This is a genomic window from Cryobacterium sp. 10C3, assembly GCF_034314285.1.
GTDB classification, from domain to species: Bacteria; Actinomycetota; Actinomycetes; order Actinomycetales; family Microbacteriaceae; genus Cryobacterium; species Cryobacterium glucosi.
In genome coordinates this window covers 4060823-4081424 of sequence record NZ_JAVIWF010000002.1, presented here as the reverse complement: position 1 = coordinate 4081424, position 20602 = coordinate 4060823, and the positions used below count along the sequence as shown (strand labels likewise).

Annotated in this window: 23 protein-coding genes, 1 tRNA gene and 2 pseudogenes; 7 read left to right on the top strand and 19 right to left on the bottom strand. The window is 63.5% G+C overall.

The window, feature by feature from the left end; genetic code table 11:
* Positions 1–186: 186 nt before the first annotated feature.
* Complete coding sequence (locus tag RGU41_RS20570; protein WP_322135508.1) at positions 187–888, top strand: DUF4397 domain-containing protein; 702 nt, start codon at positions 187–189, stop codon at positions 886–888.
* 939 nt (positions 889–1827) lie between these two features.
* Positions 1828–2082 (top strand): annotated as a pseudogene (locus RGU41_RS20565) (anti-sigma factor domain-containing protein); the annotation flags it as partial.
* A 227-nt stretch (positions 2083–2309) separates the two neighbouring features.
* On the opposite strand, the gene RGU41_RS20560 reads toward RGU41_RS20565, so the two are convergent.
* From RGU41_RS20560 to RGU41_RS20540, 5 genes and pseudogenes are all read right to left on the bottom strand, one after another.
* Positions 2310–3065 (bottom strand): cation:proton antiporter, encoded by a 756-nt coding sequence (locus RGU41_RS20560; RefSeq protein ID WP_322137265.1) that lies wholly within the window; start codon positions 3063–3065, stop codon positions 2310–2312.
* 43 nt (positions 3066–3108) lie between these two features.
* Positions 3109–3468, bottom strand: a pseudogene (locus tag RGU41_RS20555) (cation:proton antiporter); the annotation flags it as partial.
* A 13-nt stretch (positions 3469–3481) separates the two neighbouring features.
* Entirely contained in the window at positions 3482–3883 is a 402-nt protein-coding gene (locus RGU41_RS20550) for a hypothetical protein (RefSeq protein WP_322137264.1), read from the bottom strand.
* Positions 3884–4210: 327 nt separating this feature from the next.
* Positions 4211–4822 (bottom strand): TMEM175 family protein, encoded by a 612-nt coding sequence (locus RGU41_RS20545; RefSeq protein ID WP_322137263.1) that lies wholly within the window; start codon positions 4820–4822, stop codon positions 4211–4213.
* 55 nt (positions 4823–4877) lie between these two features.
* Positions 4878–5864 (bottom strand): GlxA family transcriptional regulator, encoded by a 987-nt coding sequence (locus tag RGU41_RS20540; protein WP_322137262.1) that lies wholly within the window; start codon positions 5862–5864, stop codon positions 4878–4880.
* Positions 5865–5969: 105 nt separating this feature from the next.
* Here RGU41_RS20540 and RGU41_RS20535 point away from each other — a divergent pair, with 105 nt between their 5' ends.
* A complete protein-coding gene (locus RGU41_RS20535) occupies positions 5970–6623 on the top strand; it encodes an HD domain-containing protein (RefSeq protein ID WP_322137261.1) in 654 nt (217 codons plus the stop codon).
* Between the two features lie 312 nt (positions 6624–6935).
* On the opposite strand, the gene RGU41_RS20530 is transcribed toward RGU41_RS20535, so the two are convergent.
* The 4 genes from RGU41_RS20530 to RGU41_RS20515 all read right to left on the bottom strand — a co-directional run bounded on the left by RGU41_RS20530 (position 6936) and on the right by RGU41_RS20515 (position 10520).
* Positions 6936–7070, bottom strand: coding sequence for a hypothetical protein (locus RGU41_RS20530; RefSeq protein ID WP_322137260.1), 135 nt, complete (start codon positions 7068–7070; stop codon positions 6936–6938).
* Positions 7071–7199: 129 nt separating this feature from the next.
* On the bottom strand, positions 7200–7580 hold the full coding sequence (locus RGU41_RS20525) for a nitroreductase family deazaflavin-dependent oxidoreductase (protein ID WP_322137259.1): 381 nt from the start codon (positions 7578–7580) through the stop codon (positions 7200–7202).
* A 217-nt stretch (positions 7581–7797) separates the two neighbouring features.
* Complete coding sequence (locus RGU41_RS20520) at positions 7798–9039, bottom strand: IS256 family transposase (RefSeq protein WP_322135678.1); 1242 nt, start codon at positions 9037–9039, stop codon at positions 7798–7800.
* Positions 9040–9473: 434 nt separating this feature from the next.
* The gene (locus RGU41_RS20515; protein ID WP_322137258.1) at positions 9474–10520 is read right to left on the bottom strand and encodes an amidohydrolase family protein; all 1047 of its coding nucleotides are present in this window, start codon (positions 10518–10520) and stop codon (positions 9474–9476) included.
* A gap of 97 nt (positions 10521–10617) precedes the next feature.
* On the opposite strand from RGU41_RS20515, the gene RGU41_RS20510 reads away from it, so the two are divergent.
* The gene (locus tag RGU41_RS20510) at positions 10618–11265 is read left to right on the top strand and encodes a TetR/AcrR family transcriptional regulator (protein ID WP_322137257.1); all 648 of its coding nucleotides are present in this window, start codon (positions 10618–10620) and stop codon (positions 11263–11265) included.
* Between the two features lie 63 nt (positions 11266–11328).
* Here the strand turns inward: RGU41_RS20510 and RGU41_RS20505 are convergent, their stop codons facing one another.
* A complete protein-coding gene (locus tag RGU41_RS20505; RefSeq protein WP_322137256.1) occupies positions 11329–11838 on the bottom strand; it encodes a PadR family transcriptional regulator in 510 nt (169 codons plus the stop codon).
* A gap of 189 nt (positions 11839–12027) precedes the next feature.
* On the opposite strand from RGU41_RS20505, the gene RGU41_RS20500 reads away from it, so the two are divergent.
* Positions 12028–12678: a DUF998 domain-containing protein gene (locus RGU41_RS20500; RefSeq protein WP_322137255.1), complete on the top strand. Its 651-nt coding sequence runs from the start codon at positions 12028–12030 to the stop codon at positions 12676–12678.
* Positions 12679–13115: 437 nt separating this feature from the next.
* Here RGU41_RS20500 and RGU41_RS20495 read toward each other — a convergent pair whose 3' ends face one another.
* The 7 genes from RGU41_RS20495 to RGU41_RS20465 form a co-directional block, all read right to left on the bottom strand.
* Entirely contained in the window at positions 13116–13274 is a 159-nt protein-coding gene (locus RGU41_RS20495; protein WP_322137254.1) for a hypothetical protein, read from the bottom strand.
* A 78-nt stretch (positions 13275–13352) separates the two neighbouring features.
* Complete coding sequence (locus tag RGU41_RS20490) at positions 13353–13649, bottom strand: hypothetical protein (RefSeq protein ID WP_322137253.1); 297 nt, start codon at positions 13647–13649, stop codon at positions 13353–13355.
* A 535-nt stretch (positions 13650–14184) separates the two neighbouring features.
* A tRNA-Arg gene (locus tag RGU41_RS20485) sits at positions 14185–14256 on the bottom strand.
* A gap of 38 nt (positions 14257–14294) precedes the next feature.
* Positions 14295–15230 (bottom strand): CHAP domain-containing protein, encoded by a 936-nt coding sequence (locus RGU41_RS20480; protein WP_322137252.1) that lies wholly within the window; start codon positions 15228–15230, stop codon positions 14295–14297.
* A 118-nt stretch (positions 15231–15348) separates the two neighbouring features.
* A complete protein-coding gene (locus tag RGU41_RS20475; RefSeq protein WP_134450064.1) occupies positions 15349–15846 on the bottom strand; it encodes an HNH endonuclease in 498 nt (165 codons plus the stop codon).
* A 388-nt stretch (positions 15847–16234) separates the two neighbouring features.
* A complete protein-coding gene (locus RGU41_RS20470; RefSeq protein ID WP_322137251.1) occupies positions 16235–17086 on the bottom strand; it encodes a C40 family peptidase in 852 nt (283 codons plus the stop codon).
* A 272-nt stretch (positions 17087–17358) separates the two neighbouring features.
* Positions 17359–18066: a metal-dependent transcriptional regulator gene (locus RGU41_RS20465; protein ID WP_134450063.1), complete on the bottom strand. Its 708-nt coding sequence runs from the start codon at positions 18064–18066 to the stop codon at positions 17359–17361.
* Positions 18067–18136: 70 nt separating this feature from the next.
* Here RGU41_RS20465 and serC point away from each other — a divergent pair, with 70 nt between their 5' ends.
* Both serC and RGU41_RS20455 read left to right on the top strand, forming a co-directional pair.
* On the top strand, positions 18137–19258 hold the full coding sequence (gene serC, locus RGU41_RS20460; protein WP_322137250.1) for a phosphoserine transaminase: 1122 nt from the start codon (positions 18137–18139) through the stop codon (positions 19256–19258).
* A gap of 8 nt (positions 19259–19266) precedes the next feature.
* Complete coding sequence (locus RGU41_RS20455; protein WP_322137249.1) at positions 19267–19500, top strand: DUF2530 domain-containing protein; 234 nt, start codon at positions 19267–19269, stop codon at positions 19498–19500.
* 11 nt (positions 19501–19511) lie between these two features.
* Here the strand turns inward: RGU41_RS20455 and RGU41_RS20450 are convergent, their stop codons facing one another.
* Together RGU41_RS20450 and RGU41_RS20445 are read right to left on the bottom strand one after the other, a co-directional pair.
* On the bottom strand, positions 19512–20138 hold the full coding sequence (locus RGU41_RS20450; protein ID WP_322137248.1) for a DUF3027 domain-containing protein: 627 nt from the start codon (positions 20136–20138) through the stop codon (positions 19512–19514).
* Complete coding sequence (locus tag RGU41_RS20445) at positions 20131–20511, bottom strand: cold shock domain-containing protein (RefSeq protein ID WP_322137247.1); 381 nt, start codon at positions 20509–20511, stop codon at positions 20131–20133. Before RGU41_RS20445 ends, RGU41_RS20450 begins: the two co-directional genes overlap by 8 nt.
* Between the last annotated feature and the right edge of the window lie 91 nt (positions 20512–20602).

Sequence of the window (20602 nt, the reverse complement as noted above, 5' to 3'; positions counted from 1 at the left end):
AGTTGGCTGCCCTGGACGACACTGCGGACTCGGCTGAAAGATTCGCGCTGGCAGCGCCAGCCAGGGTCCAGCAGATGGGTTCCAGAAAATTGTTAGCGTCGCGTGCATCCAAAACGGAAGTTCAATCAGAAGAGAGTCTGGGAGGCGATGACGCTTCCCGCCCGTTACAACTAGCAGGAGGTAACTATGCGCAAGACCATCGCTGTCGGCGCCGTAGTCGGTGTACTCGTCGCCCTCGCGGGATTCATGCCGGCAAACGCCAATGAGAACCACAGCCACGGGGACAACGGCCCCGCCGAACTAACCGTGTTCCACGCAATCCCGGGCGTCACCGTCGACGTTTACGTCAACGGAGCACTCACCCTGGATAATTTCACCCCCGGTTCCTTCTCGGACACTCTGAGCCTTGACCCAGGCACGTATTCCGTCGCGATCACCGCCGCTGACGCCAAAGACGCCTCCAATCCCGTGATCGGCCCGATCGATCTGAAGCTGGGCAGCGGCAACAACTACACCGCGGTCGCACACCTGACCGAGGCCGGCATGCCGACCGCGACCCTGTTCCAGAACAACCCGGATCCCGTCGGAAAGGGCAAGGGTCGACTCACGGTCCGCCACGTCGCCGCTGCACCCTCTGTCGATATCCTGGCCAACGGTGCCGCCGCGATCACCGACCTGACCAACCCCGACGAGGTCGAACTGACCCTCCCGACGGGGACGATCAGCGCGGCCGTCGCCGCGACCGGCACGACCGCAGCGCTGATCGGTCCGGCCGACGTGACCATTGCCAAGCGCACGAACACCATCGTGTATGCGTGGGGCAGCCTCGCTGACCACAACCTCGCCCTCGCCGTGCAGACCGTCAAGCTCGACAAGGCCCACCACTAAGCAACACCCAGACACCTCCTGCGCTCTGCCATCCGAGCGCAGGAGGTGTCCGCTTCAACGCACACAAACTAGATCCAAATCCGCCCGATACATCAGGGTGAGCTCCACCGGTCTCCTGTGGGCCAAACGTGCATATGGCCGCCGACTCAACCCGAGCCACGAGGACACAAAATCCCTTCGACGGCCAAACCTATTGCCAGTGGCTCTCTGAAGGCGCTTCTGGCTATTCTGTGCCTGACATCGATCTGCGCCCACCGTCGACGGGGGGACCATGATCAAGCAACATGCCGGTCGACGCTTGACTGCGAATAGCCCGGGCACCGGGATGAACCGCAGTCTTCGAATCCTCAGCGGAGCACGTAACCGATTGGAGGCGAGCGATGACACACATTGACCCCGAGAACCTTGCCATCATCGCCCTGGCCGGGGCCGACCTCACCGAAGTTGAACGCGAGCACCTCGCGGGATGTCCGGGGTGCGCGCTCGAACTCCTTTCTCTCCAGCACACTGTGATTGTCGGCCAGGCGGCGCGCAACGTGTCCCTCACCGAGCCTGCTGAAACGGTCTGGGAGCGGATTCATGGCGCTCTCGGTCTCAGTGCTGCCGTCAAGAGCACACCACGACGTGACCAATTCGTCGGCGCAACGTCCGCAGCGGCAACCAATGTCCCGGAGCCCGCCCAAACCCGAACTTCGAGGGATCATCTCACCGCGACGAGGGCTCGCACACTCGTTGATCTGGCGCCGCGTCGCCGTCGGTGGCTACCTGTTTCCTTCGCAGCTGCGCTCGTTGGCCTCATCGCGGGCCTGGCCGGTGGTATCTGGTTCGACTCACTTCAGCAGGCCGCCGCACCAACAGTGATTTACCAAGCGCAACTCACCCCCTTCCCCGGCTGGCAAGCACACGGCCAAGCGTCGGTTAAGGAAAAGCGCGGACGGGCACCGCAACGTGACCGTCGACCTGACGGCTCCCGCCACCCCGGATACCTCGCTACGCGAGGTCTGGCTGATCAAAGCAGACGCCTCAGGACTGATCAGCATCGGCCTGCTCGACGGAAACACCGGCCGCTTCGACATCCCCGATACTGTCGACCTCACCCAATATCCCCTCGTCGACATCTCAGCTCAACCCAACAACGGGAACCCCGCGCACTCTCGGAACACGATCGTGCGTGGACACCTGCAAGCCAGTTGACACACACTCGCAGGCCCAAACTCGTGAGAACGCCTCGACCGCCGAAAGGAAACGTAGGTGATCCGCGCCGTGGCACTCTAGTTTGCCTGGAATCGGGCAGTCCGGAGCAACAGACGGGGGCGCGATCGGGGTCGCTGGCGAGGCGGCAGGTGGGAAACGTCCAGGGCTGCGGCCGAGGCGCTCTTTGGTAAACTCTCGTCGTCCTCCCGACGCGGCTGGATCTGAGACTAGGGTGCCGCAGGAGGTGCGGCAGAAATGTTCGCCTGCCGCTTCGCGGCGCGCCCGCCCGCGAGTGAGGAGAGGACGATGGTCACGAGCGCGCCGAGGAGGAGGGCCGCGCCCTCGCCAGGTACGAAGAGGTGGGCTTGCTCACCGATCGTGGCCGCGGCGACGGGAACCCCGAGCTGGGCAGCAGACAGCAAGCCCAGAGGCAGCTCCTGACCGAGGAACCGAGTGGCGGCGTGGGCGAGCAGGGCGCCACCACCGAGCGCGAGGCCCAGGAGAATCATCTGCGGGTGTGTGAGGAGGTCACCGAGGTTGAGAGACGCGCCGAGCCACACGAAGAAAAGTGGTCCGAAGAACCCATCCGCGAGTGCGAACAGCTGTCTGGCTAGCCGGCGGGGCTCGCCGATAGCGGCGACGACCAGTCCGAAGGAGAACCCGGCCAACATGATCGAGACGTGGCCGAAGACCGCGAGAGCCGACATCGCAAACAAGACCGCCAATTGGATGCGGAGTTCGAGAGCGAACTTGCGCTGCTCGGAGAGCCGATGCAACCGCAATCGAGCGCCGTTTCGCTCCAGACGCGACAACGTCAGGTAGAGCACCGCAGCGGCCGCAGCGACGGCGCCCGCTCCGAGGGCCGCCCGGCCGGCGTTGGGCGGATCGATCGCCAGAGGCAGGGCGATGATCGCGACGTATATCGGCGATGGCGACCTGGGCAGTGAGTTGCAGCACCGAGTTTCCGCGCAGCCGCAGGGCATCAATCACCGGCAAGACGAGTGCCGCCGAGGACGATGCCATCAGTACGGCGTAAAGGGGAGCGTGTGCGCTCCCGAAGACGACGGCGGCACCAATACCAAGCGCCACCGCCAGGACTCCGGTGAACAACGCACGAACTGCGCCCGTGCCCAGTGCGGATCGGATCTGCGCGTCCCGCACGGGCACGTGTGAGCCGGCCACGAACATGATCAGAGCGAATCCGACATTGGCCAACAGCGTGATCGATGGGTCCGACGAATCGACCAGACGGAGTCCCGTATGGCCAACGAGGATGCCGGCCAGGATCTCGCCCAGCGTCACCGGAAGATTCCACCGTCGTGGGATCGCCAGCAAAGGCCCGAGCAGGGCAACGATCGAGATGATCGCCAGGGTTTGGAATGTCATCGCTAACCCACCACTAGGGGACGGCCGGCCGCCCCAAGATCAGGTCGGCCAGCTGCACGGGAATGTTCGTGTTCTCATCGGTGTGATATGTCGCACAGACCCGGTGGTAGCCGTCGGCAATGTGTAGAGGCACCGCCGAAGAGAGATTGCCACGAACGAGCAGGATTGGCGAGAGCTTCACGCCGGTCCGGATTTTCAGCAAGTCAGAGGCGACGTGGGGGTTGGTCACGTCAAGGAGCGGCAGGCCCGCAGCCCGCAGAATGTCCTTGGCTTTCTGAGTGGTGATCGGCGTGTCTTGGAGCGCCTGCACGGTGGCGTCGACGCTCTCAGCTTGCAGGAGCAGGTGCAAGTAGTCCGCGGCGCTCGGGTAGTCCTGCGCCTCGGGCGACTCCAGCCATTTGACTTTTTTGGGCATGGTGGTCTTCCCTTGTTTTTTCGAGCAGGCTTTGGGAATGAACTTTCCGGCCCGGCCCGGTCCGGCCCGGGCTAGAATCCACCGCCTGATAGCTTGAGCGTAGTAGTGATCCGGCCGCCATGGAGGCGACCGCGATGCAGGCGTAGTAGGTGCATCAATTTGCGCTGAGCTCCACTTACGGCGATGAAGAGTCTCCCGGTAGGTACGTTCATCGTCGATGAATTGCACGGTCAGTGAGTTTCTTCTTCGCCGACCCTGGAACCACCGCTTGTCGCTTATCGGCTTTACAACGGACGCTGTGATTCACACTTCGGGATAGATCGAGGTTCAGGCCCGAATGATAGCCCGTGTGCGTCGCATCCGCGTAATCAGGAGGATCGGCGTGGAGAGGAACAAGGCGAACAGTCCCCAATAGTTGATGTCCTGAAAGACCGTGCCCAGGATGAGTGCCACGAGGAACTCGGCAGTTGTCAGCACGCTCGCGATGATGGTGCGCGAGGACAGCGGGTGAGTCGGCTCTTGGAGGGCCGCAGCGCGGTGCGTGAGGATCGTCATGGACGTCAGGAGCAGGCTCGACACGAACATCGTCCCGATGTAAAACCCAACAACGATCGAATCATTGGACCAATGCGCGACCATTGCGGTCGGCAGCGGCAGCACCACGATCGTGAAAGCCCAGAGCAGACTCAAGTTGCGCAGCGCTGGCGAGTACGCGGAGACGTGTTCGAACAGCGAATGGTGCGCAATCCAGAGGCGCGCAATCACGGCGAAGCTCAGCAAGAATGCGAGGAGCTCCGACAGGTGGTCGAGGAGGAAGTCGCCGGGCAATACGTCCGTTGGCGTCAGAGGTACGAGGTCCGCGAGCGGAAGGATCAGCAACGTGATCGCGATGGCCGCGATCGCGTCCGTGAAGAAGATAAGCCGGTCAAGGCCGCGCACTGTCTGCATCCCTCAACGATATAGAGCCCCCATCTATCTGTCTCCGCCCGGTTTTTTATTCAGAGGCGAGGGCAGCTCTCGTCGTGCTGAATCGCTTCTGGTAGGCCGACGGTGAAATCCCGTGGGTCTTCGCAAAAAGTCGACGTAAGGTCTCATCGCTCCCTAACCCACTGCGTCTCGCCGCTTCGGTGACAGACACGCCAGACTCCAAATGGTTCCGCGCCGCTTCCAACCGGATCTGTTCGACGTAGCGCGTGGGCGTGCAACTGAATTCAGCGTGGAAACGGCGGCTGAAGTTCCTCGTACTCATTGCCGCGTGCCTGGATAGTGTCGTGACGCTCAGGTCGGCGGTCGGATCGGAATTGATGCGTTCGACGATTCCGCGCATTGGTGAAGCGTCACTGACCGGGATACTGTTCGGCACCGAGAACTGGGATTGGCCACCCGGCCTTTGCATAAAGACCACTAATTCGCGGGCGACAGCGCGCGCGACCTCTGAACCGCAATCGTCCTCGACAAGGGCGAGGGACAAATCGATCCCCGCCGTCACGCCAGCGCTCGTGAAGACGTTCCCGCTCCGGATGAAGATCGCATTCGCCTGAACATCCACACGGCCGTACGTTCGCCGCAGATCGTCTGCGTACCGCCAGTGCGTCGTCGCTGGCCCGCCGTTCAGGTAGCCGCCCTCGGCCAAGAGGAAAGCGCCGGTACAGACCGATGCGAGCCGGCGGGAGCGTTCCGCCAGTGGACGCAACGACGGAAGGAGGCGATGAGCAACCCCGGGATCCGTCGGCAGCTGGTCCGAGCCGGCAACGATCAGGGTATCAAGATCGGGAGCATCCCCGGTCGCACCGGAAACCGTGAGACCGACCCCTGCCGAGGAGAGGACCGTCGCCCCGTCAGGCGAATATAGCCCGATGTCATAGGTGGCGCCGAACAGGTTCGCCGCATGGAACACCTCGACCGGTCCCGTCACATCGAGGAGCTGCACACCATCGAACACATAGACACCAATTCGACGCGTCGCTCCGATGTCTGCCATTGCACGTCCGTCCGAACTTGTGGGCTAACCGTCCGAACGACGATGGCCGCTCCTCTACGGTACGACAACGCTTAACCCCAGGCGCTTCGAATTCGGCGCCAGTCGATGAACGGAGACACCATGCAGCAGACCATCGCGGGAATCACCATTCCCGACACTCAACTCATCGCCGAGGCAACACTCCTCGTCCGCGAAGTCGAGAGCGACCTGCTCTTCCACCATTCACGACGAGTCTTTTTCTTCGGGGCCTTGCAGGGTCGCTGCCGGGGCCTCTCGCCCGACCTCGAACTGCTCTACGTCGGAGCGATGTTCCACGATCTCGGACTCACCGCCTCATACGGAACACTGGATCACCGTTTCGAAGTCGACAGCGCTAACGTAGCTCGGGCCTTCCTAGTCGACCACGGCATCACGCCGGAAGATGCCACGAAGACCTGGACCGCCGTGGCCTTGCACACCACACCGGGAATCCCCGAGTTCCTCTCCCCCGAGATTGCCCTGGTCACGGCTGGAGTCGAAACCGACGTGCTCGGAATCGACTATGCAGAACTTGACCCCGCTGACATCGCTGCGGTCACAGCAGCGCATCCCCGGCCCGACTTCAAGCGGCAGATCCTGGCCGCGTTCACCGACGGCAACAAGAACCGGCCTGACACCACCTTCGGCAACGTCAATGCCGATGTGCTCTCGCACTTCCTTCCCGGCTTCAAGCGGACCGACTTCGTCAACATCATCAACGAGTCTCCTTGGGCCGAATAGGGCCGAAGCCCTCAGACAACAAATCCTTCTTGCAAAGAGAAGGACATGACAACCTCCGCATCAATCAAGCATTCGATCTGGTCCGTCAGGCTCGAGCGCCACGAACTCATCTCCAATCGAACATTTGACGAAGCCCTCGCAGCCCTTAATGACGGGCTCGGTCATCCGCACTTCGCCGGCTCATCGAAAGGATCGGAGCCATCAAGGATTGGGTTGACTGCCGCGCGGCAGCCAACGAAGAGGCCGAACCATCCCGGCTGATCGCATTCATGGAACAGATCCGACCACGCTCGAGGATGCGCCCTCGGTGGTCTAGCCCGCATGGACGAGCGAGTTCACCACGGCCAGGATCCGGCCCCGCTTGAGGACGTCGAGCTTGTTCGCCGGCGCCACGAGTGCTCGGGTGGTCGGAAGGCTCGGCGCCCGGGTCGTGGTCGACCGCGGCAACCGCCGCGACCTTGGGAACGTGTGGCCGGTTTGCGCTCTTGGAAACGACACGAGACCCAAGCTTCCCGTGCCATTCTTGCGCCCATGAAACGAAGTCTCAGAGCAGCCAGGTGCAAGACCGAAATCCCACTAGACGTCCCGGATCTTGAACACTGGGAAGTCGGCTGCAATGGTCTCGAATGCCGTGACCGGCTCCGACAGTTCGACCGGAATGTGCGGTCGGGCGCCGGGGGCTTGCGCCAGGTACGCCTTGAGAATCGGCGCACGATCCTCCGCCCGAACCTCTTCGAGCAGCACAGGTCGCCGGCGTCCCGCGTGGACGACAGCGTTCCCATTCGCCGCCCGCACGTTACGCACCCACCGCGAGCCCTGCCCAAGCATTGAGACCAGGTACTCGCTGCCTTCGTAGCGGGCGACCACGAGTGGCAGAGTGAGCAGGGTGCGCGACTTCGGATTGATGGTCTCGAGGCTGACGGCACCGTGGCCTATGACACCGAGCGAAAACACCATTGCGCTTATCCGGTTCAAGAACCGCGCCCACCGATTTGGGCGTCCGCCAGCGTACATGTGTCGTAGGGAATCTTCAGGAATTAAGATAACTCACCGCGGATCTGAAAGCGGCCAACGTGAACGTATTCGATCATGAGCGACGTTCCTCCCCAATGTCAAAGTCTGGGTCAAGTCCAAATGTGTGGTGTAACGAGTTTTCCGCGTGATTCTTGGATTTTTAGGCGCTGAGGGCGCTGAGTTCGGTTGTGGGTTCCTCCTTCTCGGTCGGGGTGGGGGTGAGGCGTGAGCGGTTGAGGACGTCGAGGCCGAGGTAGCGGCGGCCTTCGATCCATTCGTCGTGTTGTTCGGCCAGGACCGCGCCGACGAGCCGGATCAGGGAGCCGCGGTCGGGGAAGATGCCCACGACGTCGGTGCGGCGGCGGATCTCACGGTTGAGGCGTTCCTGGGGGTTGTTGGACCAGAGCTGACGCCAGATTTCCTTCGGGAACCCGGTGAACGCGAGCACGTCGGCCCGGGCTGTCTCGAGGTGGGTGGCGACCGCGGGGAGCTTTTCCTCGAGAGCGTTCAAGACCCGGTCGAACTGGGCGTGGACGGCGTCCTTGTCGGGCTGGTCGTAGACGGAGTGGAGCAGGGTCTTGACCCACGGCCAGCTGGACTTCGGGGTCGCGGACATCAGATTCGCGGCGTAGTGGGTGCGGCAGCGCTGCCAAGTCGCACCGGGCAAGGTGGCCCCGATGGCGGCGACGAGGCCGGCGTGGGCGTCGCTGGTGACGAGCTTCACCCCGGTCAGGCCGCGGGCGGTCAGGTCGCGGAAGAAGCCGAGCCAGCCGGCGCCGTCTTCGGCGCTGGTGATCTGCAAGCCCAGGATCTCGCGGTGCCCGTCCTTGTTCACGCCCGTCGCGAGGAGCGCGTGGACGTTGACGACACGGCCGCCCTCGCGCACCTTCAGCACCAGGGCGTCGGCCGCGACGAACGTGTAGGGGCCGGCGTCGAGGGGGCGGGTGCGGAACTGCTCGACCTGCTCGTCGAGGTCCTTGGCCATGATCGACACCTGCGACTTCGAGAGGCGGGTGATGCCGAGGGACTCGACGAGTTTCTCCATCCGCCTGGTCGACACCCCGAGGAGGTAGCAGGTCGCCACGACGCTGGTCAGGGCGGCCTCGGCGCGGCGGCGGCGCTCGAGGAGCCAGTCCGGGAAGTAGGTGCCGGTGCGCAGCTTCGGGATCGCGACGTCGAGGGTGCCGGTGCGGGTGTCGAAGTCCCGGTGCCGGTAGCCGTTGCGCGAGTTGGTTCGGTCGGCGGAGATCTGGCCGTATTCGGCGCCGCAGACGGCCTCGGCTTCGGCGCTCATTAGCGCGTTGATGAAGGTGGTCAGCATCTGCCGCATCAGGTCCGGCGAGGCTTGCTCGAGTTGTTCGGACAGGAAACGGGCAGGGTCAATAAAATGGGGTGCGGTCATCGCGTGTACTCCTTCGGAAAAGACTTGATCGGTCTTTCCAAGAATCACGCGGTGGCCGCCTCACATCGGTGCAACACGCCCATCAGGGCCGGGGTTACACCACGCTATTGGACGCAACCAAAGTCTGACACCAGTACAGCGACTCCGGCGCCGGCCGACACTGCCGACGCTACCACTCCTGACATGCAATTTTCTCCCCGTGGGTGCTCCAAACGTCGCGTTCTCGAGGGGGCGAAGCCTGTCGCGGCTCGGCCCAGGACTTCGCGGACGGTTGTCCTGCGACCGGCAGCGAGTCCAAACCGGCGGTGATGCAAACGACCGTTGTGATGGCTCATTTGGCGCGCCTCACCGGCGGGCTCGCGCAAAGGGTGCGGAGCGTGATTCTTGAGACTCTCCGCACCCTGTCGCGGTGCAACCCGCCAGCGTCGTGATGCTCAGGCGTCGAGGCCGAGGCGGAAGACGTCGTTGCTGGTCTTCCAGAACACCAGATCGCGCTCGGCCGGGTCCGTGACCAAGTCTTCGACGATCTCGATGTGCTCCTTGACTCCGTATGGGACCGCACCGTAGTCGGTCCCAAACACGACCCTATCGATGCCGAAGGCCTCGACCGCAGCGCGCAGAGCGATCGAACTGAACCCCATGGTGTCGACCAGGATGTTGGTCTTGAAATAGGTCGACGGCGCCAGCTTGTTCGTGTACGGGGCTCCGGCTGGCGGGTTCGTGAGTCCCTCGTAGTTGAGGTGCCAAGTGAAATCAAGGCGTCCGATGATCGAGGGGAGCTCTCCGCCCATGTGGACGACCATCACCTGCAGGTTAGGGTGGCGGTCGAACACGCCGGAGCCGATCATTCGCGAGACGTTGACGGTCGAATCGAAGGGACGACCCACCGCCTCGTTGAGGCGGTACTGAGCAAGGACCTCGTTGCCGACGGACAACATCGGCGGGTGAATGTGAACCACGAGGTTGTTCGCTTCTGCGAAGTCCCACAGCCATTCGGCCTTCGGACTGTCCAGGTAGGTGCGATTTGCACCACTGCCGTAGCTGGACGCGACCGCGATCGCCTTGGCGCCGCCCTGGCGAATCATGTCCTCCACGATTGGCTGGCAGCTCTCGTCAAGCGCGTCAGCGTTAGCCATCAGCTCAAACTCGCCAGGATAGGTGCCCTTGATCTCCAGGTATTCGTCGTTGAGGAACTTCAGAGCTTCCTTCGAGCTGACCATAAGCAGGTCATGGGCAATCCAGGCCACCTCGCCGCCGCTGCTCGCGATGCTGAGGGTGACGCCTTCCTCGCGCTGCTTCGGCATTGCGTACTCCAGGTCCACGAACTCGCGGTACACGACGTCCAGGCCGCTGTTCTGCGGAAAGGTCCTGCTCGGATCGAAAAGCCCAGCTTCCGCACACTTGGCTTGGAGCTTGGGACCGATCGGGTGCCGGTGGGTATCGACGATCGCCCGGTAGTCCGTGCCAGTCTGGGTTGTCATGATGACTCCTTTTTTGTGGTGTGTCGTGTCCCACCGAATTAGTAGAACGTCGTTCTATAGAACATGGTTCTACACTTAGGAGCGAGAGTCAAGGAGAATGATGCCGGAACGAACAATAAACGGGAGCCACTCAGGAAGCGGCCGGACACCGAGCGCAAGCCTCGAGCCGGCCCTTCTCGCAGCGGCGGAGCGGGTGCTTGCCGAGGTCGGGCTAGACGGGCTCACCGTGCGCGCTGTGGCTGCCGAAGCGAATGTCGCGCCGATGGGCGTGTACAACCGATTTACCAACAAGGCTGGCCTAGTCGAAGCACTGATGGCGCGCGCGTTCGACGACCTCGCCGCCGCGATCTCGGCGGACGACCAAGACCCCATTGCACGGCTGCGATCCTCGAGTGTCGGGTACCGGGCGTTCGCCCTGGCCCACCCAGAACGCTATCGGATGATCTTCGGCGGATTCGTCCCATCCAAGTCGCCGGTCGGCTTACGGGTGCATGGTCGTTCGGCATTCGGTGTCTTCGTCGACGGGATCGGCTACGCGATCAGACAGGGCGCGATCGGCGACCGGGATGCGAGTACGGCCGCTCAGCAGATGTGGAGTGCGATGCACGGTGCGATCGCACTCGAGCTCGCGAGCATGGGATTCGTCGAGGACTATGAGGCCCTCTATACCGGTCTGATGGAGATCGTCCTTGCCGGGATGCGCGGGGAGCCGCAGGCTCGACCGATCGGAAACACTAGTCGATGAGATGGCATCCACGGGGGCTTAACCCTGAACAAACGAATGCGCCCGCAGATTTAGAATTACCCATCACACGCGGTCGGCGGCCCATTCCGACCATTCGGTCTGGAGTCGAGCGAGCCGGATGCCGTATTCAAGAGCGAGGAGTCCATCCCTGGCCAACGGGGCATTAATCCGCTCGATCGAGGTTCGAATTTCCTCAAGCTCTGCCAGCTGGGATGCGGCCACCTCGCCCACAGCTTTCAGATACGACTGCCGTTCGGCCGATGTCAAGGCGGACAAGAAAAACACCCGGAGCAACATGTCGCTCCGACGTGGAGCTTCCGGCTTGACCTCTGTGAGCCACTGGTGCAGCTCACCGTGACCAGAATCGGTCACTACGTATTCTTTGCGGCCTCGCGGGCCTTCGCTGGCGACGGTGAGAAGACCCTCCCGTGTGAGCTTGGTCAGCTCGGTATACACCTGGCTTTGGGTCGCGGGCCAGACCTCATTCAAGGAGCCCTGGAACTCCTTGAGCAGGTCATACCCACTCGCGGGCGCGTTGAAGAGGAGTCCCAAGAGAGCGTGTCGCAATGCCATGCTCCCATCGTATATTGCAACGCCGACAGGTATCTGATAGACCTTTCATGGTTGACATGTCAGTTTAGGAATGTCACGGATATTGAAAGAGGTCCCCATGAATTTCACCCCCGATCCCTCTCCCCGGCCCGCGCCGGGTGGGGCGGAGCACTATACGCCGCCTCGATCGCTCAGTACTTCCTCGTCCAAGTGATCACGGCATCCGCATGGACGACGCCATTCAACTGGTCGACAAACGTGATCAGTGACCTCGGCAACACGGCCTGCGGCGAGTTCGCCGTGCACGGGCCTACGGCCTGGGTGTGCTCGCCCCTGCACAACCTGATGAATGCGTCGTTTGTTCTCACCGGCATCCTGACCATCATCGGAACAATTTTGCTCTGGGGCCTGTGGCCGAAACGACGCATGGTCACCGTCGCACTGGTACTTCTGATCATCGCCGGCGTCGGCAAGATCATGGTCGGGCTCGTGCCAGAGGATGCCAACGCCGCACTGCACACTCTCGGCGCGACCAATCTGACACTCGGCAGCGTCGCCATCGTTCTGCTCAGCATCTCGATATACCGTCAGAACCGCGTGTTGGCCATCACTGGCCTCATCGCATCCCTCGTTGGCATCGCCGGCGGGGGCTTCTTCGCCACGGCGCAGTACATCGGTCCCTCCGCAACTCTTGGCCTCGGACTGGGCGGCATCGAACGAGTCGCCGGCTACCCAGCCAACCTGTGGATACTCCTCATCGGAATCCTCACAATTCGCGCAGCACTCGCCGATTCGACTCGAAACGCACACGGTTCGAACACGGAACTGGGCGCGCAAGTGGTTGGGCAGCAACAGTCATAAACTGCTCCGCTGCAGCATTTCCGAGACCCAACGAACTGCCGCGTGGTCAGGAACCACCGACTCGCTGTGTTGCCTCACCCATGCACAACAGCGGTATTGCCGTCATCGCACTCTCGCACCGGCCGAATGGTCTATGACGAGCACCCGGCGGATGACTGCCTTCGGCAGCACGGGATCGTTCCGCATGCACAGCCACTCGTCACTGCGCATCGGCATCGGCATTGCGGCACCTCACTGCCGGGCGAGTACCGCGGTCTTGCACCACGGACATAGCCAGAACGGATGCCGAGTTGTGCCGGCCGCCACGCACTTGGTCATGCATGACGGGCACTCAGGCGGGTGCGAATTGGCGAGGTCGTCCATGCGGAGATGCTACGCCTTGGTGATCCGTGGCTGCGAGCGCCTGGCGTGGACAGTAAGGAGCGCGAACCCCGCAGTCATGTCTGTTCCGAGGATAGGCCCCACCAGAGCAGCAACCCCAGTCCCGCCGTCTTCGGAATCGTCGGATAAGCGCTCGGGGCGTCGATGACAATGCTGACGCTGACAATGATCTGGATGATGCCGAGCAGCCCACGCAGGATGGCGACCCGCAGCAAAGCGGCCGGTGCTCCTTAGAAGGGAGCTGCGGTGGACCGTTCCGAGGTGTCGGAGTCCGAGTGGTTGCCATGGGTCCCCTACCCGCTCGAAGGGGGACTGCCGATTCCGAGCGCCCACGGGCCCGCACCCGACCAGAACAAGTTGAATGAGCACGACTGCCCCGGCGTTGAGCCTTGCTTCGCCGTGCCCACCAGATCAACCTTCATCAGCTTCGGGGAGACATCGGAGTCACTGCTCATTTCCCGTCCAACCGGAGAGATCTTGGAACACTGTTCGAAGACGACACCCGCACTCTCGGCGGTGTATGCCGACGGTGCGGACGTGAAGAGATCCTCGAGCGCCTGCTGGTCCCCGGCGTCAATGGCCGCGATCACCTGCTGACGAAGCTCTCTCGCTGATCCGTCAGGGGGCAAGGACATCGTGGGCTCATCGAATGCGGTGCACCCGGAAAGCACCAATCCTGCGAACGTTACAACGAAGCACAGGAGTAAACGCTGGGGGTGACGGCGATCCCTTCTGGGTGATATTCGCATTAGATTTCGCGGACTGACCGGGCGCCGTCGATTCCGTGGCCAAGCGTCGTGCCCGCTGCCAACTTGTTGACTCTGTTATTCGAACTCATCTCGACACGCGGCCACGCAACACGCCCAGAATTCAGTACGGCCCAGTTCGAGAGGAATCGTAGCATCGCGCTCTTCGTCTTCCCCATAGTTTTGATCATTGCAGCCCGCCGAGGGCATCGCCCAGAAATACGCAGAATCACGGCGGTGCAAGGCTGCCGACCCGACCCAAACCATTCCTTTTTGGGTACACACATAGGTACACACATAGACCCGAAGAGAAACGGTGCATATCGACCGTTAAGGTGACCGAAAAGGCCGATAAGGCCCGTTTCTGCCCAAAAAAGTGTGCCCCTGGAGGGATTCGAACCCCCAACCATTTCCTTAGGACGGAACTGCTCTTCCGTTGAGCTACAGAGGCTGGCTGTCAAAGTTTAGCTGGTGCGAGCCCGATCAGGATCACGCGGGCGGGTATAGGAACAGCGCGACGTCGCTCGGCGAGACCGTGCGCTTGTGATACGCGTGGCTGCCCATCCAGTTGTACTCCTCGAGCACGACGGATCCGTCACCGCCGATCGACTGCACATAAGCGACATGGTTGTAGTTGAACCAGGCGACCGCGCCGACGACGGGTGTCTTGCTCGTGGTCCAGCCGTGGTTGGACCACGCACTCGCCCAGGCGCTCGCGTTGCCGCCGCCGGGGGTCAGGCTGTTCCAGGTCCAGCGCCAGGAAGAGCCGGTCGAACCGGCGTCGCGGTTCAGGCGCCAGGCCACGAAGTCGACACACTCGCGGTAGTAGTAACTGAGCGGGGATAGGCCGCCACCCTGCGACTCGGTGGGCATGTTGTACCAGGGGTAGTCATCACCCTCCGCACGCACGCCGTAGACGGCGAAGGCCGCCGCAGCGGCACGGGCGGTCGCCACCTGCTGGGCAGCGAGGGCCTTCTTGGCCGCGAGCGCCTGCGCCGCGAGCTGCTCTTTCGTGGTGGCAGCGAAGCCGTCACGCGAAACAGTGACCGCGGTCGCCGCTGCTGCGACGGTGAGGCCCTGCACGGTCTTGTTCCCCGACGAGTGCGTTGCGCTCGTCATGTCACCGGCTGCGCGCGGAGTGAAGGCGTACGCGGGCAATGCCGCGGTGAGGAAGATGGCCGGGATGGCGAACACGGCGATCGCGATCTTGACCGGATGCCGCCGCTTGCGTGGGAAACGACCGACCGGCTTCGCGGGCGAGGCCGAAAAACGGCTACGCGGCCTCACTGCGGGAACGACGACGGGTTCGGGCTTCGGTGCCAGGAATTGCTCCGTGGCCGGGCTCAAAGCCGGGAGCGCGTCGCGCTTGGCCCGGAGTTCGCGACGAGTGAGAAAGACCTCGGGGCTCGCTTCGGAATCGGACACGCCAGACTCGGGCAACAGGATTCCTCTGGATCGTGGCGTATCAATCGGGTTCATCCCACCCTAGGGGAAACCGTCGAAGAAGTCACCCCCGGCGTTACACATCCGTTACATTGCCTGATCAGGCGGCAGGCGCAAGATACTCGTCCCATTGCGGCAATGGTCGCTCGACTCCGCGCACGACCCAGCTGGACCCGATCGGGATCTTCGGATGGAAGAGCAGATCCCAGCCCATCTCGGCGGGAGTGCGATCGCTCTTGATGTTGTTGCAGCGCAGGCAGCAGGCCACGAGGTTGTCCCAGCTGTCCCGGCCACCGCGGGAACGGGGCTGCACGTGGTCGATCGTATTCGCAGTCCGGCCGCAGTACGCGCAGCGATGGTCATCCCTGCGGAGTACGCCGCGCCGGCTCACCGGCAGCGAACGGGAGCGCGGGAGATGCACGTACCGCGTGAGGATGATCACGCTCGGTCGATCCCACGAGCCTGTCGTCGCCCAGACCGGGTGGGCCTGGTCGGCGGCCACGATGGTGGCCTTCTGATTCATGACCAGCACGATGGCCCGTTTGAACGAGACCACGGCGAGGGGCTCGTAGCCCGCGTTCAGAACAAGTGTGCGCATTCGTTCCCTTTCGAAAAGGGCTGGACGGCTTCCAGCCATTCGATCTACTCCCTCGCACCGAGAGTCAGGGGCAAACGGGCAAACAAAAAGGGCGCTGTCACAATGACAACGCCCTACGGTCTGAAACGCGAGAACACGCACAACTCAGACAAGTTTGACTGCCGTGCCGCAACGCAAAGCGGCAGCGCACATCCATGGTGTGGATCGTGCATCGCTCGCGCATTGGCTCTCCCAAAAGACTCGCAGTACTACAGAGCATCAGGTTAACGCACAAGCGACACGCCGCGCAGCACCCCACAACACTTCGTGGGCAAGCTGTTACGCATTGTTCACATCGTTGCCGCCCGGCGAGGCCACGTCACGGCCTCGCCGGGCCCGTCGGAGCGACTCAGATCCCGAGGCGGACGATGTAGTACGAGCTCGTCCAGATGGGCTGCACCCTCACGGAAGCCCCCTCATAGGGCGCGTGCAGAATGTTGCCATTGCCGGCGTAGATGCCGTCGTGACCGTCCATGATGACAAGGTCACCCGGCTGCGCATCGGCGAGGGAGATGCGGGTGCCCGCGGCGCCCTGGCCTGCTGCCGAATGCGGCAGGCTGATCCCGAACTGGGCGTAGACGTACATGACGAAGCCCGAGCAGTCGAAACCGGCGGGGGTCGACCCACCGTAGACATAGGGAACACCCTGGTACTGCAGGCCGACGTTATAGACGGATGCGAGGCTGAACGTCGGGTAGGACGGGTTCGCCAGGAAGTCGGAGACCGACGGCCCCGAATACGCGGCCGCATACGTCGTCATGGAGGCGGCCGCGGCGACGCGGCGCGCTTCGGCTGCTGCTGCGGCGGCCGCAGATGCTGCTGCTGCCTTGGCCGCGGCGATCTCTTCCGGCGTCGTGGCGCTGAAGCCGTCGCGGGCGACGCTGACGGTCGAGGCCTGGTCGGCGACGGTGAGCGACTGGGCGCCCGACCGCGTGAGGGCCGTGGATGCCGTCGTGCCGTGCGCGATATCCGTGCCGGGAGAACTCGGCGCGAACGCGTATGCGGGGATCGCCATGGTGGCGACGAGTCCGCCGGCCAGGGTCATCATCACGACGTTGGCGATGGCGCCGCGCCGGCGTGACGGGCGGGTGAAGATCCCGCGCGCGGGGGCCTCTTCACGCTGCGCCGGCGTCGGGGCCGGCCGTGCGGGTGTCGGGGCAGAACCTCGACGGGACAGTCTTCTACCTAATTCTTCGGCCAAAGTGTGTACCTCCGGCGCCTCGACAACACTAGGTAGTTGCCCCGTCCAATGCGTTGGTCGCATGTGTTACCGAACCAGGAGACGGGAAGAGAGACGTCCTGCTTCGAGCCCGGCGGCCGGTTCTGGCCTGTGGGACTCGTCCGACAGTACGTGAGGTTTCTCCGTTTGTCACCCCTTGGTGACGATTTAGTAACGAACGCGTAACGAAAGGGTCATCTTTCGACCGACGACAACCCGGCATCCGTTCGGATTTTGCCCCGCGAAACGGGCGGTTAGAGAGCGGCGACCGGGGTAGCCACGAAGATGTGGCTCGCGACTTCATTGGGCAGTTCGAGACCCTCAGCGAACCCCGCGACCTCGACGAGAACGTAGGAGCCGAGTGCCGAGAAAACCGCCGAATTGCCCGGCATCACGCCGGCGTTCTTGAGCTGGGCGAGGAGTTCCGGGTCGAACTGCACCGGTTCGCCGAGGCGGCGGATGACGGCGGTCACCGGGGTCGTCGACCCCGCGACGACCTCGACGAGGTTCGTGACTCCCGCCATGAATGCGACGGCGGGCGAGTCGCCCAGTTCGTCGAGCCCAGGGATCGGGTTGCCATACGGTGACTCGGTGGGATGCCCGAGCATCTCCAGGATCTTGCGCTCGACCTGTTCGCTCATGACGTGTTCCCAGCGGCAGGCTTCGTCGTGGACGAACTCCCATTCGAGGCCGATCACGTCGCTCAGCAGGCGCTCGGCGAGGCGGTGCTTGCGCATGACATGCACGGCCTTACGGCGCCCGTTGATCGTGAGTTCGAGGTGGCGGTCGCCGGACACGACGACGAGCCCATCCCTCTCCATGCGCGCGACGGTCTGCGAGACGGTCGGGCCGGAATGGCCCAGTCGTTCGGAGATCCGGGCCCGGAGGGGGACGATCCCCTCCTCCTCCAGATCGAGGATGGTGCGGAGATACATTTCGGTCGTGTCGATCAGATCAGTCATCGCCGGCCTCCCAGTGCCTCCGTGTGCGTCACAACCTTATCGCCGTGTTAGGGGTCGTTAGAATCGCCTCATGTCGAATCTGATAATTCCCTCCGAACTCTTGCCCGTTGACGGACGATTTGGCTGCGGCCCGTCCAAAGTCCGTCAGGAACAGCTTGAGTACCTCCTTAAATCTGGCACGTCCATTATCGGTACCTCCCATCGTCAGGCGCCGGTGAAGAACCTGGTCGGCCGGGTCCGAACCGGCCTGGCGGAGCTGCTCCGCGCTCCGGAAGGCTACGAAGTCGTCCTCGGCAACGGCGGGTCCACCGCCTTCTGGGATGCAGCCGCGTTCTCCCTTATTTCCAAGAAGGCCCAGAACCTCGTCTTCGGCGAGTTCGGCGGCAAGTTCGCTGCCGCGGCGAGCGCACCGTTCCTCGAAGCACCCGACGTGATCAAGGCCCCGGCGGGCTCGCGCAGCGAGGCCGTTCCGACCGAGGGCGTCGACGTGTACGCCTGGCCGCAGAACGAGACCTCGACCGGTGTGATGGCGCCCGTCACCCGCGTGCACGGCGACGCCGGAGCGCTGACCGTCATCGACGCCACGAGCGCCGCCGCCGGCATCGACTACGCCGCCGACCAGGCGGATGCGTATTACTTCGCCCCGCAGAAGAACCTCGCCTCCGACGGCGGCCTCTGGATGGCGCTCTTCTCCCCCGCGGCCATCGAGCGCGTCGAGCAGATCGCCGCGAGCGGCCGGTACATCCCGGAGTTCCTCAGCCTGAAGAACGCGATCGACAACTCGCGCCTCAACCAGACCCTGAACACGCCGGCCGTGGCCACCCTGCTCCTGATCGAGAACCAGCTCGACTGGATCAACGGCAATGGCGGCCTCGCCTGGGCCTCCGCACGCACCCGCGAGTCCTCCTCGGTGCTCTACGACTGGGCAGCGACCGTTGACTACGCGACGCCGTACGTCGTCAACCCCGACCACCGTTCGCAGGTTGTCGCGACGATCGACTTCGACGACGCGATCGATGCCTCCGCCGTAGCCAAGGCGCTGCGCGCGAACGGCATCTCCGACACCGAGCCCTACCGCAAGCTCGGCCGCAACCAGCTGCGCGTCGCCGAGCAGTTCACGGCGATCGAGCCGAACGACGTACGCCAGCTCGTCAAGTCCATCGAATTCGTCGTCGCCAACCTGGGCAAATAGCGGTCCTCGTGCGCCTCTGGCTGAGAGACAGCGAGCGCCGGCCCGATCCTGAGCCGGCGAAAGCGGATGCGCGCACGCCGATCCTGATCGGAGCACTCGCCTGGCTCGTGGCCGCGGGTCTCGCCCTGGCTTTCCAGGGTGAGCTCGCGGCCCGCGGGCTCGGCTGGTGGCTGTGGTGCGCGGTGGCCGGGGTCGGTCTCGGCGTCGCCGGGCTGGTCTGGCTGCGCCTGAGGCGCCGGTAGCGCGTCAGACGCTATTCGTCTTCGTCGATGTCGTCCGGGTCGATGTCATCGTCTTCTTCTTCGTCATCATCGTCGTCGTCTGCGTCGTCGTCATCGGTGTCGTCGTCATCGGTGTCGTCGTCATCGTCATCGTCATCGGTGTCGTCGTCATCGGTGTCGTCGTCATCGTCATCGTCATCGGTGTCGTCGTCGAGAGCGTCGGCGGCCGCGGTCGCAGCGACCAGGTCCTGGGCCGTGCGGTAGTCGGCGAGGCGATCGGACCACGGGATCCACTCGGGTGCGACGAGGGCCTCGTCCCCCGGCGTGAGCTCGGTCTCGAGCACCTGCGGCAGGGATTCCCCGTCGATGCGCGAGAGCGTGACGGTCCAGCGCCAGCCCGGATACCCGGTCATGGTGCAGTCGAAGAGCAGCGACACGACCCGGTCACCCTCGACGACGTGTCCGAGGGGGTCGCCGATGGTGTCTTCCGGCGTGAAGGTGAGGAGGGCGGCCCTGGCCACCTCGACAGCAGCGACGAGTGTCTCGTCGGTGGGAACGGCATCCGCTGCCGTCGACTCGGCGTCGTCGGCCACGGCGTCATCGGCGACGGCGTCGACAGCCGGTACGTCGAGTGTGGTGTCTTGGATCTGCTCAGGCATCGAGTTCCTCTGCGACCTTGCGAAGCAAGGCGGCGATCTTGTGGCTGTGGGCGCTATCGGGGTAACGGCCGCGACGCAGGCTCGCACCGATGCCGTCGAGCACCTTGACGAGGTCCTCGATGATGATGGCCATGTCGTCGGCGGGCTTGCGGCTGAGCTTGACGAGGCTCGGCGGCGCTTCGATGATGCGCACGGACAGCGCCTGGGCGCCGCGCTTGCCATCGGCGATGCCGAATTCGAGCTTCGTTCCTGGCTTGACCGTCACTCCGGTGGGCAGCGCAGAAGCGTGGAGAAAAACCTCCTGGCCGTCATCGGAACTGATGAAGCCAAAACCCTTCTCCTCGTCGTAGAACTTGACCTTGCCGGTGGGCATCTGGACCTCGCTGAATTCCGGGCGCGCGACATGCGCGCCAACCGCACCCAGCTTATTCGGTTGCACTCGTCCCCGCCCCGTATCCTTGACA